Below are 13968 nucleotides of genomic sequence, written 5' to 3'. Positions count from 1 at the left end.
AATCGATTTCGATTTTCGGGGTCATGCGCGAAGGTCTGCACGGCGCCAGTTGATCGCGGATGTCGTGCAAAAACGGCGGCGGCGGCAGGCTTCAGTACTCGCGCTCGTAGAAAACGCCGCCCTTGGCTTCGCCGGCGTCGGTGGCCTCGCCGCGCAATTTGACGCCGCGCCCGACGTCGAGATCGATCGCCGCCTTGCCCGAACCCGGCTTGTCGCCTTTCTGGATCGTCACATAGGTGCGGTCGTTGAGATATTTGCCGGCCGAGACCGCGGTGCCGCCCTCCTCGTCCGTGATGACGTCGAGATCGTCGACGCCGATCGCGCTGCGCAGGTTCTGGAGCAGCGACGTCGAGCCGCCGACACCGGCCAGTTGCGCGGCGGCTTCGGCAAGCTGGGCGATCTGCAGCGGCGACAGGTTCGACATCGAGCGGCCGAAAATCAGTTGCGCCAGAACCTCGTCTTCCGGCAGCGCCGGCACCGACGAGAAATTGAATTTCGGATTGGTCGCCTCGCCCGATACCACGATGGTGACGGTGGCGCTGCTCGTCGTCGATGTCGCTGTGAGGTTGAGATAAGGCACCAGAGACCCTGAAAAGCCGACCGTGCCTTCGGTGAAGGTCAGCCGCTTGGCAAGGATCGTCAGCCGCCCGCGCTGCAAGGTGAAGGTGCCGACCGCTTGCGGCGACGACGCCGGGCCGGTCAGCCGCAGCGAGCCGCCAAGCTCGGCATCGACGCCCCTGCCCTGGATGAATATCTGGCTCGGCGCGTTGACCGTGACATCAAGATTGAGGCCGCTGCCACCGCTGCTGCCGCTCGCCGTCGCCGGGCGCAACGCCTTGTCCTGCGCGCGCACGGCGGCCGGTGCATTCTTGTGCTTGACGTCGAGCGCCGCCAGCGAGCCCGGCAGTTTTTCGGGAACGGTGATGACGGTCTTGGCCAGGTTGACCGTGCCCGAAATCACCGGCGCCGATGCGAGCGGACCCCTGATAGTCAGGTCGCCGCCGAGATTGGCGGTGACCACCCTGCCGTCGGTGTAGCGGCCGTCGACGAGCTTGACCGTCAGGTCGGCCGGAAAACCTTGCGCCGGAACGATGCCGACGGTGCCGCTGGCAGACAGGCTGCCGCGCGTCGACAGCGTGCCGGTCAGGCGGTTGATTCTGGCGACGCCGCCGCCGATTGCGACATCGGCGGCGATATCGTTGATCGCAAGGCCCGAGCGTGCATCGATCAAACGGGCACCTGACGTGCGGACCGTGCCTGAGATCACCGGCGATGTCGCCGGGCCGCGCACCTGCAAATTGACGTCGGCCGTGCCGCTCAAGGACAGGCCTTGCGCAGCGAGTGTCCGAGTGAGGAAGGCGAACGGCACCTTGCCGGAAAAGTCGAGATCAAGGGTGGGCGTGCCTGATGTCGTCATCGTGCCGCCGCCCCTGAGACCGAGGCCGGCGCCGTCGCTCATGTCGGCGTCGAAGGCCAGTCTGTTGCCCGAATATGTGCCGGAGGACGAAACACCCATGCCGCCGAAACCGGCACCGCGGGTCTGCGACGTCTGGACGCCTGCGGCGTCGATCTTGAAGGCAACGGCCGGATTGGCCGGCGCGCCCGTCACCTTAACCGTGCCCGAGATCGAGCCGGCGGCATCGAGGCCCGGCGAGAAACTGTTGGCGAGCGAGATCGGCACCCGGGCCAGCGTCGCGTTGAGATCGAGCGCCTGCCCAGCCTTGCCCGTGACCGTCGCCGTGCCGCCGCCGAGGTCGAGCACGAGCCTGTCCAGGTTGGTGGTGCCGTTGGCGATGGTGATGGTCGAGGCCTGGGCGATCGCCGCCTTGATGCCACGCATGGTCGCCTCGCCGGAGGTGAGCTCGACCGTCGTCGTGCCACTGGCGATCCTGACGCGGCCGGCGGCCCTGGCCGGAATATCCTTGACGGTGGCGCCGCCGGAAAAGCCGGTCCAGTCGGCCTCGCGCTTGAGGTCGACATCGATGCCGCGAATGACGGTGCCGCCGGAGGTGACGCTGTCGGCACGGATTTTTCCGGAGATCACTGGCGCGGCGAGATAATTGGCGATCTGCGCATCGATTGTGACCGTCTTTGCCGAAAGATCGCCGCGCGAAATCGAAGCCGTCGAAGCCTTGATGGTGACCTCAGGCGCATTGCCGGTCTTCGAGAAGACGATCGTGCCGCGCACGTCGCCTTCCGCCTTTTCCAGCGCAAGCGCTGCGAGCGGTCCGATATCAGGCAGGTCGAGCGCCACGGTGCCATCAGGCACGAAGGCATTATCAAGTGCCAGGTCGCCCGATATCCGGTTCTTGCCGAGCGACAGCAGAAGCCCGTTGATGGCGCGCTTGCCGTCGGACGTCGCCAGCACGGCACTGCCTTGCAGGGCCTGGCCCGCGACATTTCCGGTCAGTTGCACATTCGCCGCCGGGTTGGCGGCATCGGCCTTGCCGGTGGCGGTGAGCCTCAGCCCGGTGATCTCGCGTTCAGCCACCGAAAGCCGGTCGCTGTTCACCGTCAGCGACAGGTCGGGCGCCGTGCCGGCGCCTTGCGCGTTGAGCGCGAAAGCGATGGCGCCCTTGGCATCCCCGGACAGAAGAGAGATGTCGGCCAGCGCGCCCTTGATGTCGGCGGCGAGTTTGTTGTCGGCAAGGCTGGCCTGCCCGTCGGCGGTCAGCGCGCCGGACACCAGCCGGATCGCGTTGGCGGTGACATTGCCATTGGCGTCACGCTTCAGCGCGGCACTGAGTTCCGTCCGCTCCGCGAGCACACCGCGCGCTGCCGCCGGCAGCGCTGCGGAAGCCGCATCCGCGCTAAGGTTGAGATCGATGGCGCCGTCGGCCAGTGAGACCCTTCCGTTGAAGCTGGTGTTCAGCGCGTCGCCCGTCACCGACCCGCTGTCGATGACGAAGGTGTCAGCGGCGAGACTGCCGGCCACCTTGGCGGTGATCTTGCCGGCGATCAGCGGCGCGATGGTCGGATTGTCCAAGCCGATCTTGTCCGCCGTCACCGTGCCGGAGATCGGTCCTGTCCGGCTTTTCACGTCGAAGGCGTCCGAGTGCAATGCCAAGGTGAGCCTCTCGACCTTGGTAAAGTTCGTCGCGACCGAAGGCAGGAAAGCGGAGATATCGAGCTTCGGCTGTGTGCCCTGCCCCGCAGCCTTTACCGAAAGCGCCTGCAGCTCGAGCTTGATCGGGCTTTCGGTGCTGCCAAACGCCAGCGGCAGGCTCGGGCCGGTCGAGGCCAGGTCGAGCGCAAAATCGCTGATGCCGTTCGGATTGATGGTGCCGGCGGCCTTGCCGGAAACCTTATCTCCGGTAAGCGTCGCTTGATCGATGGCGATGCCACTGGCGGATGAGAAGCTGCCTGCCGCATCGACATTGAGCGGACCGAGTCCCGCCTGGCGCGTCTGGCTGGTTTCGGCGCCGTTGAGTTGCGCATTGAAACGAATGTCGGGGGCAGCCGACGGTCCCGTCACTTGCGCCGTTCCGCCGAGCGTGCCCGCGGCGTCGAGGCCGGGTGAAAAATCATTGGCAAGGGCGGCCGGCAGCGCTGAAAACTCTGCCGCGAGGTCGAGTGTCTGGCCGGCAGTGCCGGACACGGACACCGATCCGCCGCCAACATCGAGCATCAGCTTCTCGATGCTGGCTGCGCCATTGGCGATGCTCAAGCTCGACGGCTGTGCGATCGCTGCCTTGATGCCACGGATGGTCGCTTCGCCCGAGGCGATCTCGACGCTTGTCGTGCCGTCCGCGATCTTCACCCGGCCTTTGGCCGTGGCCGGAATGCCGGCCACGGTGGCGCCACCGGAAAACCCGGTCCAGTCGCCGTCGCGCTTCAAATCGACTCCGATCCCGCTGACCACGGTGGCCCCCGATGTGACCGTATCGGCCTTGATGGTGCCTGAGATCGCCGGGGCCTTGAGGTAGTTGGCGACCAGCGCGTTGACGGCAATGGTCTTCGCCGCCAGATCGCCGCGCGAAATCGAGGCGCTGGTCATATCGATCGCAACTGCCGGCGCGCCGCCATCATTCGAGAGGCGGATGCTGCCCTGCACGTCGCCCGTCGCCGTCTGCCCTGCAAGTGCGGCCAACGGGCCGATATCGAGCGCTTCGAGTGTCAACGTGCCGAGCGGCAGCAAGCTGTCGTCGAGAGCGAGATCACCCGAGACCTTGTTGTCCGCCAGCGACAGGCTAAGCCCGTTGAGGGAACGCTTTCCGTCACGCGTGACCAGTGATGCCCTGAGATCGAGTGGCTGGTCGTCGACAGATCCGGTCAGTGAGACATCGGCGGCGGGGTTGGCGATGTCGGCCTTCCCGGTCGCCGCCAGCTTGATCGTCTTGACCGTATGACCGGACGCCGTCAGGCTGTCGCTGTCGGCCGAGACCGAGAAATCCGGCGCCGTGCGCGCGCCGCTCGCCGTCAGCGCGAAATCGACGGCCCCGCCGACGGGTACGCCAACCATGGGCGACAGCACCGAAACGTCACCGAGCGTGCCCTTGATGTCGGCCTGAATATCGGTGCCCGTCGCGCTGGCAGTGCCGCTGGCGCTGAGCGAGCCCGAAGTGAATTGCAGCGCATTGGCGGCAAATGAGCCTTGCGGATCGCGGGTCGCCGTCGCCGAGAATGTCACACGCTCGCCGAGAACCGAGCGGATCTGCGGCGGCAGCGCGGTCGAGACGGCATCGGCATTCATCTTGAGCGTCATCGCCAGATCGGCCAGCGTCACCCTTGACGTCACCGAGGCGTTGAGCGCGTCGCTGCGCAGCGTGCCTTGATCGACGACGATCTCGGCCTTGCTGACCGATCCGGCGAGGTCCGCTGTCACCCTGCCGGTCACCAGCGGCGCCAGCGTCGCCACGTCCGTGTTCAGGCCACCGGCCGCAAGCTTGATGGTGACCGGTCCGCTGCGGTCCTGGATGTCGAAGCCGTCGGAATGGATTTCAGCCGTCAGATCGTCCACCCGCGTGCCGCCCGCCACCACCGAGACCAGAGACGCGCCGATGTCGACGATCGGCGCCTTGCCGCCGCCGAACGCGCGGGCCGTGGCGCCGGTGATCGCGACGGTCACCGGCTGCGCCGCAGTGCCGAGGCTGAGCACAATCGGCGGACCCTTGGCGGCGAGCTCCACCGAAAGATCGCTGGCGCCATTGGGGTCGATGATGCCCGCGGCGGTGCCAAGCACGGCATCGCTGTCGATATTGGCGCGCTCGACTTCGACGCCGCCCGTCACGATCGCGGTTCCGGCGAGGTCGAAGCTGGTTTTGCCGGTAAACAAGGGTTTCAGATTGTCGGGTATGAAGCGCTGGAAGTCGCCATCGCCCTTGGCCTCGACATAGTTGCCCTTGTCGGTGAGCTGGTGGCGGCCGGTGAGTTGGGTGACGATCTGGCCGTCGACGACGAAGGTGCCGATGCCGCTCCAGTTGGCGACCGGCCCCGTGCCCGTGACGACGATGTCGACCGGAGGCGTATCCGGCAAATTGAGCAGATTGGCGATGATGCCTCCCGCCGGCTCGGACGCCTTCAGATCGAGGTCGAGCTTGTTGTCGGCGGGCGCAAAATGGATGTTGGCGTCGACCTTGCCTTGCTTGCCGTCGTGGCGGGTGATGTTGAGGTTGGTTTCGAGCGCCAGTGGCGCCGCGTCGGCCTTGAACGCACCCTTGGCCGCCAGCTCTGCGATGCCGCTGCCGGCCAGGGCCTGCCCGAGCGCAATTTCTGGCAGGTCGATCTGCTTGATGTCGAGCGACACCGGCAGTGTGGTGGCACCACCTTGGCTCGGCTGCGTGCCGGCCACCGGCAATCGCGCCAGCTCGATGCGATCGGCGGCGATGCGGCCGGCGCTGAAGCTTTTTGACAGAAGTTCCAGCGGTGACCAGTCGACGGCCACCTTGCGCGCCACCAGCCAGGCGCCCTGGCGATCTTCCAGCACCACGTGGTCGACGGTCAGCGCGCCGGACCAGATGCCGTCGATGCCGCTTACCGTGACCTTCCGGTCATCGGTCGACGCCACGGTCGAGATGAGGCCGGCGAGATTGTCGCGGCCGCGCTCGGTCTTGGTCAGCACGACGAGCGCACCGATCACCGCCGCCACTAGGATGAGCAGCGTGTAAAGGACAATGCGGAGGATGCGCTTGAACATTGTCATCAGAACGCCTGGCCGATGCCGGCATAGATGCCGAAACGCGGGTCGTCGGGACCCCGGTTGAGCGGCACCGCCGCATCCACGCGCAGCGGTCCGAACGGCGTAATATAGCGCAGGCCGACGCCGGCGCCGACCTTCATGTCGGAAAAATCCGGGAACTGCTCGGTCGAGACCGTGCCGGCATCGACGAACGGCACGACGCCGATCGTGTCGGTGACGGCGATGCGCATCTCGAGCGAGGTCTCGAAGTACGAAAGCCCACCGATCGGCTCTCCGTCGATGTCCTTCGGACCGATGCCCTGATAGGCATAACCGCGCACCGAGCCGCCGCCGCCGGCATAAAAACGCCGGTCGGCCGGAACGTCCTGAAGGCCGGCACCGATGATCGAGCCGATGGCGACGCGTTCGGCCAAGACGAACTTCGAGGCCGCGTCGATCGACTGATAGGCCGATCCTTCGCCCCTCAGCTTGACGAAGGCCGCACCGTTCAAAATGTCGTAGCTCGGCTCGACATAGGCCAGCGCCCTGAATCCCGTCGTCGGGTTCAGCCGGCTGTCGCGATTGTCGTAGACATATTGCAGCGGAACGCTCGCGATCAGATAGGTGTGCTTGCCGAAGGAATCGGTGATCTTCGAATAGTCGAGCGCGACTTCCGCAGAAACCGTCTGCTGCTTGTCGAGTTCATAGGACAGACCGGTGTTGCCCTTAACCGCGAAATGGTCGTAGGCGTCGGGATGCTCCAATACGGTGTTGACGCCGGCGAAGAATTTCGACGCCGGCCCCACCACGCCCGGCTTTTCGAACATGATGCCGGCATTGTAGTTGAGCTCGGTCAGGTCGTTGCTGCCGATGCCGCTGATTGCACCCTCGATGCGCAGCTTTTCGGCACGGCCGAACAGATTGCGGTGGCCCCAATAACCTTCGAGGCCGAGCCCTTCGGTGTTGGAGAAGGTGCCGCCAATGCCGAAGTAGCGCGGCTTGCGCTCGCTCACTTCGACTCCAATCGGGATGTTGCCGTCGGCGTCGAGGCTGTCGGCCTCCTTCAGCGTCACGCTGTTGAAGACTTCCAGCCCGAGCAGCCGGTCGCGCGCCTCGTCGACCTCTTCCGGCGAATATTGGCGGCCGCGCTCCAGGCCGGTCATGTATTCGGTGAAGTCGCGGTCGACTTTTTCCGTGCCCTCGACCGTGGTGTCGCCGTAGCCGGCAACCGGCCCGGCCGCCACGGTTAGCGTCACGTCGAGCGTCGAGGTGGCGTGGTCGGCAACGATCTCGCGGTCCGTCACCTCGGCCAGCGGCCTGCCTTCCTCTTTGAGCGCCCGCACGATCGACGCCTCGGCTTTGAGCACGGCACCGGAACCGGCATCGCCGCCGGCGATCAGGCCGAAATTGGCGCCCAGCAGTCCCGCCGCATCGCCCTCCAGCCTGATGTCGCCAAGCGTGAATTTCGGCCCGGTCGCAATGTTGATCACCACCGGAATCGGCTGCGGCCCCGAAAATTCGGCGTCGGGCGGCAAATCGTCGAGCGGCTTGCCTTCGATGGTGATGGTGACGACGCCCTCGTAGCGGGCGTCCGCGTAAAGTGCGGCGATAAGCTGATCGCGGTCGCCGCGCGCCTTGGCCAGCAGGCCGAGCGAACCGGAAACCGGGCGTTCTTCGTCGGCCTTCAGTGCCGACGCGTTTTCGAGCTTCTTGACGAGATCCTCGTCGGCGTCGGGCGCCTCGATGGTCACCGCATAGCGCAGCGGATCGACGAAATCGGCATCTTCGTCGTCCGACGACCCCCACAGCTTGATGCCGAATATCTCGAAAGCGGCCGCATTTCCGCTCGTGGCAACCAGTGCAGTCGAGCACAGCAAAGCGAAAAGCAGGGCGTGCGAAAGCACGCGCCTTGGCACGGTTCCTCCCGACATCTGCCTTTCACACGCCGACATTACAACTCTACACTAGCTCCCAAAGCTAAAATTGGAATGAACTTCTGAATTGCTCGTAAAGGAGCCACAATCCAATTGTCTGAAATAGACAGGGCTTGGAATTCACACCTTCTGCGTCGCCGCAAGAAAGCGTGATCCCTGTCCATGGAGGTACTACCGGCCATCGGCCGGAAAGGAAACCGTTGGCAGGCGGAACCTGCCGCGTCCTCGCGTTGACAAGCTGGACTGAAGCTTGAACATGTCTGGACGTTAGAGCGACGTGCGTCCATTCGGAGGCCCAAAGTACGCTCTAAGACTTTGAAGTGGCGCATCGTGCTTTCCGAAAGTCGATTCCGATTTTCGGGCCGATGCGTAAGCAGTGTCCGGAGGGGTATTATGGCAATGCGCGCGGCTCGTGGTCTGTCGATCCTTTTCCTTCTCTTTTTCGCCTGGGGCGGTATCGCGCAAGCGGCCGAAGCACGCCGGGTGATGACATCGGACAATTCCGATTATTTCGGTTTCGATCTCAGATCCGACCAGAATGTCAGCCTCGACCAGTGCAAGACGACATGTCTCGGCGATCCCGCCTGCCGCGCCTTCACCTACAATCCCAAGGCCAAATGGTGTTTTCTCAAATCCGACTATAACACGCTCAAACCCTTCAACGGCGCCGTCGCCGGCAAGGTCGTCAACATCGATGGCGACCCCGATATCGGCGCGCCGCCGGACCTCGCCTTCTTCCCCGCCTGGATGGCCGACCAGGCCCAGCAATATCGCAACAGGCTCACCGGCCCGGCCTATACCAAGCCTACCGATGGGCTGGCGGCGCTGAAGCAGGCGGCGCAACAAGCGGCGCAGACCGGCGATCGCCGCTCGGCCATGCAAAAATACGAGGCTTTGGTTTCGGTATTGCCCGACGACGGCCAGCTTTGGCTTGAACTGGCGCGGGAAACGCTCGCCGTGCCGCCGACCGCCAACAGTGCGGAGGCCTCCACACTGCCCGCGAATGCCACCTCCGCCGCCTTCAACGCCTACAAATTGCTGCGCACCACAAAAACGCGCGCCGAAGCACTGGCACTGCTCGGCGACGGGCTCGATCGCCGCGACCTCTCCCGGCCGGCCCTGCAGGCCTACGAAGCGAGCCTCGCGCTGGTCAATTCGTCTTGGGTCTCGGCCGCCTATCAGGATCTCAAGGCACGCAAGGGCTTCCGCATCGTCGATCACACGGTAGACGCCGACACCAGCGCGCCGCGCATCTGCGCGCAGTTTTCCGAGGATCTGGTCAAGACCGGCGTCGACTATTCGCAATTCGTCACCGTCGACAACGCCGCCCCCAAGGGCGTCGAGGCCAAGGACAAGCAGATCTGCGTCGAAGGGCTCGAGCATGGCCAGCATTACGACGTGACCTTCCGCCCCGGCCTGCCGGCCGCCATCGGCGAGGTGATCACCGCACCGGTGGTACTGTCGATCTATGTGCAGGACCGCGCCCCGTCCGCCCGTTTCACCGGCGACAGCTTTGTGCTGCCCGCCGGCGCGCGCCGCGGCATCCCGATCGTCACCGTCAACATGAACGCCGCCGAAATGAAGCTCTATCGCATCGGCGACCGCTCGCTGACCCAACTTCTTTCGGGCTACCAGTTCCTGCGCCAGCTTGACGGCTACGACATCTCCAACATTTCCGATCAGATGGGCGAGCCGGTCTGGCAAGGCCAGCTCGACATCGCCAGCGACCTGAACAAGGAAGTCACCACCTCCTTCCCGGTCGACGAGGCGCTGCCGCAGCGCAAGCCTGGTGTCTATGTGCTGACCGCACAACCGATCGACGAGAATGACGACGACTATGATTCCCGCGCCACGCAATGGTTCGTTGTCTCCGATATCGGCCTGTCGACCTATACCGGACAGGATGGATTGAACGTCTTTGCCCGTTCGCTCGGAACCGCCAAGCCGATCGCGGGTGCTGAACTGACGCTGCTCGCCAGGAACAATGACATCCTCGGCACCGCGACCACGGACGCGGAAGGCCGCGCCGTCTTCAACCCCGGCCTGACGCGCGGCGACGGCGGCATGGTGCCGGCCGTGCTGACGGCGAAACAGGGCAACAACGACTTCGTCTTCCTCGACATGGGCCGCGCCGGCTTTGACCTGTCCGATCGTGGCGTCACCGGGCGTCCGGCGCCGGGCGCGCTCGACGTCTATGCCTGGACCGAACGCGGCATCTACCGCGCCGGCGAGGACGCCCATGTCGCAGCGCTTGCCCGCGACGGCGCTGCCAAGGCGGTCGAGAACCTGCCGCTGACCTTCATCTTCACGCGTCCCGACGGCGTCGAGAACCGCCGCATCGTCAGCGACGGCGCGTCGGCCGGCGGCCACGCCGTCGACCTGCCGCTCGAACCCAATGCCATGCGCGGCACCTGGACGGTGGCGATCCACACCGATCCCAAGCAAGCGGCGGTCGCCAGCCACATGTTCCTGGTCGAGGATTTCGTGCCGGATCGCATCGAGTTCGACCTGTCGTCCGACAAGCAGGAGATCGCGCAGGGCGAAACAGCCAATGTCACCGTCGACGGCCGCTTCCTTTATGGCGCGCCGGCCGCCGGGCTGGCGCTCGAAGGCGAGCTGACGCTGTCGACCACTCGCGACTGGGACCGTTTCAAGGGCTATTCCTTCGGCCTCGCCGACGAGCAGTCGGCGGAACCGTCGGTCACTCCGTTCACGGGCCTGCCGGTGGTCGGCGAGGACGGCAAGGCGACCTTCCCGGTTTCCGTCGACCAGTTGCCCTCGACCACCAAGCTCGTCGATGCCAAGGTTACGGTCAGGATGCGTGAGACCGGCGGCCGCGCCGTCGAACGCTCGCTCAACATCGGCATCAGGCCGCAAGGCCATATGATCGGCATCCGCCCGGATTTCGACGGCGACGAGGTGCCGCAAGGCGGCACGGCCAAGTTCAGCATGGTCGCCGTCGACCCTGACGGCAAGCGTGAGGCGCTGCAGGGCGCGCAATGGTCGCTGGTCAAAGTCGAACGCGGTTACCAATGGTACCGCTCGAGCAATTCCTGGAACTATGAGCCGGTAACGTTCACCAAGTCGGTGGCCAACGGCCAGGTCGACCTGACCGCCGATGGCGAGGCCACCGTCTCGCTGCCGGTCGACTGGGGCCGCTACCGGCTCGAGATCGAGACATCGGATCCGGAAGGCCCGGCGACCAGCTACGAGTTCGACGCCGGCTGGTATGTCAGCTCCGCCACCACCGAAACGCCCGACGGCCTCGAGATCGCCCTCGACAAGGATACCTATGCGGCGGGCGAAGTGGCTAAGCTCAAAGTGTCGCCGCATTTTGCCGGCGAGTTGCTCGTCACCATTGGTGCCGACAAACTCTTGAAGACCGTCACCGCGACCGTTCCAGAAGGCGGCAGCACCATCGACATCCCGGTCGGCGACGACTGGGGCGCAGGCGCCTATGTCACGGCAACGCTGTTCAGGCCGGGCGATGCGCAGGAAACCCGCATGCCGGCGCGCGCCATCGGCGTCAAATGGCTGAAGGTCGATCCGGGCTCGAAGAAGCTCGCCGTCACCTTGACGCCGCCGGACAAGACCATGCCGCGCCAGCAGCTGTCGATCCCGGTCTCGGTGGCCGGCGTGCAGCCGGGCGCCAATGCCTATGTCATGGTCGCGGCCGTCGATGTCGGCATCCTCAACCTCACCAATTACAAGGTGCCGGATCCGGAGACCTGGTTCTTCGGCCAGCGCATGCTCGGCCTTGAAGTGCGCGACCTCTACGGCCGCCTGATCGACGGCTCGCTGGGCACGTCAGGCAAGCTGCGCACCGGCGGCGACGGCGCCAACATGCAGTCGCAAGGCAGCCCGCCGACCGAAAAACTGGTCGCCTTCTTCTCCGGTCCGGTCCAGCTCGACGCCGGCGGCAAGGCGCGGATCGATTTCGACATCCCGCAGTTCAATGGCACCGTGCGCGTCATGGCCGTCGCCTGGACCAAGGACGGGGTCGGCCATGCCCAGTCCGACGTGATCGTGCGCGATCCGGTCGTGATCACTGCCGGCCTGCCGCGCTTCCTGGCGCCCGGCGATTCGGCCGTCATGCGGCTCGACGTCGCCGACACCGATGGTCCAGAGGGCGACTATGCACTGTCGATAGATACCACCGGCGGGCTGTCGACCGGCACTGCCGCCCTGCCCGAGAAGCTGACGCTCGCCAAAGGCAAGCGGCAGACGCTGACCGTGCCGCTGATGGCTGAGAAGCCAGGCAACGCCTCGATCACGATCAAGCTCGCCCATGCCGACGGCACGGCTGTTGAACAGACGCTCTATGTTCCGGTGCGTCCGGCGCAATTGCCGGTGACCACCCGCATGGTGGTCGACCTCAAGGGCAATGGCGGGTCGCTGCGCGTCGACAAGGAGCTGCTGGCGGCAAGCGTGCTCGACGGCGCTTCGGTCAGCGTCGGCGTTTCGCAGGCGGCGGCCTTTGACGTGCCGTCGCTCCTGATGACGCTCGACCGCTACCCCTATGGCTGCGCCGAGCAGACCACCAGCCGCGCCATGCCGCTTCTCTATGTCAACGACATGGCCTCGGGCATCGGCATGGCCAGCGACCCCGACCTGCGTGGCCGCATCCAGGACGCCATCTACAAGGTGCTGAGCTATCAGGCCTCGGCCGGCAGCTTCGGCCTGTGGGGTCCGGGCTCCGGCGACCTGTGGCTCGACGCCTACGTCACTGATTTCCTGACCCGGGCGCGTGAGCAGAAATACGACGTGCCGGCCCAGGCGATGAACCAGGCGCTGAGCAATCTGCAAAACGCGATCGGCTACGACCAGGACGTCAAGGGTCGCGGCAGCGAGATCGCCTATGCGCTCTATGTGCTGGCCCGCAACAAGAAGGCTTCGATCGGCGACCTGCGCTACTATGCCGACACGCAGCTCGAAGCCTTTACGAGCCCGATGGCCCTTGCCCAATTGGCGGCAGGCCTGGCGCTTTATGGCGACACGCAGCGTTCGGAAGCCACCTTCCAGGCCGCCCTGCAACTGGCCCAGTCGACCTCCGCATACGACTACTACAGGTCCGACTATGGCTCGCCGCTGCGTGACGGCGCGGCGATGCTCGCGCTCGCCGCCGAATCGAAGCCGGTGCCGACGATCGTGCCGGCGCTGATCACGCTGGTGACGAAGGAACGCGCCGCCGTCAGATGGACCAGCACCCAGGACGAGTCCTGGATGCTGCTGGCGGCCCGCGCGCTGAAGGCCGGCAACGATGCGATCGCGCTGACCATCAATGGCGCACCGCATGTCGGCGCCTATTCGGAGCAGATCGCCGGCAGCGACCTGGTCGATAGCCCGCTGACCGTCGCCAACACCGGCAGCAACCCGCTGCAGGCAGTCGTCACCACGGTGGCCTCGCCGATCCAGCCACTGCCGGCCAGCGGCAACGGCTTCACCATCGGCCGCACCTACTACAAGCTCGACGGCACGGAAGCCGATGTCACGGAGGCGACCCAGAACGAACGCTATGTCGTCGTGCTCAAGATCTACGAGCAGAACAAGTGGCCGTCGCGGCTCGTGATCACCGATCTGCTGCCGGCCGGCTTCGAAATCGACAATCCGGGCCTGGTTTCCAGCGCCCAGTTGTCGAACTTCTCCTGGCTGGCCCAGACCGACGCCGCCCATCTCGAATTCCGCGACGACCGTTTCGTCGCGGCCTTCAATCCGAACGATGGCGACGGCGACCGCAACATTACGCTCGCCTATGTCGTGCGCGCGGTGACGCCGGGCACCTATGCCCATCCGGCGGCAACGGTCGAGGACATGTACCGGCCGCAATATTCGGCCCGCACCGCGACCGGGATGATGGAGGTCAAGGCGCCGTAAGGCGCCGATGGCGAACAGGAACATGGCGATGGCACCTTCGCA

Annotated in this window: 3 protein-coding genes; 1 reads left to right on the top strand and 2 read right to left on the bottom strand. The window is 65.4% G+C overall.

Features of this window, described 5'->3' with window-relative positions; all coding sequences use genetic code 11:
- Nucleotides 1-91 precede the first annotated feature (91 nt).
- Entirely contained in the window at nucleotides 92-6142 is a 6051-nt protein-coding gene (locus tag EJ075_RS22870) for a translocation/assembly module TamB domain-containing protein (protein ID WP_126105840.1), read from the bottom strand.
- Nucleotides 6142-8070, bottom strand: a complete 1929-nt coding sequence (locus EJ075_RS22865) for an autotransporter assembly complex family protein (RefSeq protein ID WP_126105839.1) — start codon at nucleotides 8068-8070, stop codon at nucleotides 6142-6144. The genes EJ075_RS22870 and EJ075_RS22865 overlap by 1 nt, the downstream gene beginning before the upstream one ends.
- Nucleotides 8071-8445: 375 nt before the next feature.
- Between EJ075_RS22865 and EJ075_RS22860 the strand changes: the two genes are divergently transcribed.
- Nucleotides 8446-13926 (top strand): alpha-2-macroglobulin family protein, encoded by a 5481-nt coding sequence (locus tag EJ075_RS22860; RefSeq protein ID WP_126105838.1) that lies wholly within the window; start codon nucleotides 8446-8448, stop codon nucleotides 13924-13926.
- Nucleotides 13927-13968: the final 42 nt, after the last annotated feature.

This window comes from Mesorhizobium sp. M6A.T.Cr.TU.016.01.1.1 (assembly GCF_003952585.1).
Taxonomy (GTDB): Bacteria; Pseudomonadota; Alphaproteobacteria; order Rhizobiales; family Rhizobiaceae; genus Mesorhizobium; species Mesorhizobium mediterraneum.
This window is presented reverse-complemented; position numbering and strand designations above follow the sequence as displayed.